Origin of the sequence: Pseudomonas sp. RIT-PI-q, assembly GCF_001297125.1 — a bacterium.
Lineage (GTDB): Bacteria > Pseudomonadota > Gammaproteobacteria > Pseudomonadales > Pseudomonadaceae > Aquipseudomonas.
This window is the reverse complement of record NZ_LHPC01000062.1, coordinates 1-1,282: the sequence shown is the minus strand read 5'-3', so window position 1 is coordinate 1,282 and position 1,282 is coordinate 1. Positions and strand designations below refer to the sequence as shown.

Genomic DNA, 1,282 nt, shown 5'->3' with positions numbered 1-1,282 from the left:
GGTAGAAACCGGAGACATCCTTTACGTTTTAAACCGGAGACATCGTTTACAGGTATGAAATACGGTCAGGAGGTGCCTGACCATGCCCTGGAATCGAGAGTCCCCAATGGATCAACGAATCAAACTCATAGGCGACTGGCTGCAAGGCAGCTACTCCAAAAGCGAGCTGGCCCGTCACTACGGGCTCAGCCGACCTACTTTGGATAAATGGCTTGCACGCTACGAGGCCCAAGGCATTGATGGGCTAAAGGAGCTGTCACGACGTCCGCATACGAGCCCTTTCAAAATCAGCGACCAGGTGCTTGAGTTGCTCATCGCGTATAAGCGCCAGCACCACAGCTGGGGGCCTGAGAAGGTGGTGCATAACCTCAGGATCGATCATCCCGAATTGTCTTGGCCAACTGTTAGCACGGCGGGCGAATGGCTCAAGCGAGCAGGTCTGGTGCAAAAACGCCGCTTCCTCAATCGCCCGCCAGCAGGAAAAAATCCGCTGCGTGACGCCACTGCGCCTAATCAGACATGGGCAGCGGACTTCAAAGGTGACTTCGCGCTTCAGAACGGCCAACGGTGTTACCCACTGACAATTACCGATCATGTCAGTCGATTTCTATTGCTGTGCAGAGCGCAAAGCAGCGTTGCCGGTGCCCGCGAAGGATTTGACTGGGCGTTTCGGGAGTACGGCTTGCCTGATGTAATCCGCACGGATAACGGTTCCCCCTTTGCCTCCACCGGCATTTCACGCATATCCAGTCTGGCGGCTTGGTGGATACGTCTAGGGATCCACCCGGAGCGAATCCAGCCGGGACGGCCTGACCAGAATGGTCGTCATGAACGTATGCATCGAACGCTCAAGGCTGCATTGCTTCATGCCCCGGAACGTAATCTGGTGGAACAGCAGTTGGCATTTGAACAGTTTCGACAGGAGTTCAATTACGTAAGACCTCACAAGGCTTTAGAGATGAAGGTCCCTGCGGACCTCTATGAGCCGTCGCAACGCCAGTACGATGGACGAGTGCCTGAGGCCGATTATGCTTCGGATATGACAATTCGCATGGTCAGGCAGAATGGGTCGATGAAATGGAAGGGCAAGATGATTTTCGTCAGTGAATCGCTGGCAGGTGAAGCGTTAGGACTCAAGGAGGTAGACGATGATGTGTGGGATATTTACCTCTGCAACTACCTTTTAGGCAGGTTGAAAAGCGGCGAAAGCCGCCTTTCAAGCCAACAGAAACGTAAAGGATGTCCCCGGTTTCGTTTGTAAAGGATGTATCCGTTTCTACAC

Annotated in this window: 1 protein-coding gene; it reads left to right on the top strand. The window is 53.6% G+C overall.

Annotated elements, in window-relative coordinates; all coding sequences use genetic code 11:
* Positions 1-82 precede the first annotated feature (82 nt).
* Positions 83-1,261: an integrase core domain-containing protein gene (locus AEQ67_RS31460; RefSeq protein ID WP_059407642.1), complete on the top strand. Its 1,179-nt coding sequence runs from the start codon at positions 83-85 to the stop codon at positions 1,259-1,261.
* The last annotated feature ends 21 nt before the right edge of the window (positions 1,262-1,282 follow it).

Coding starts and splice junctions, on each gene's coding strand:
- AEQ67_RS31460 (WP_059407642.1), top strand. CDS start 83: ATGCCCTGGAATCGAGAGTCCCCAATGGATCAACGAATCAAACTCATA.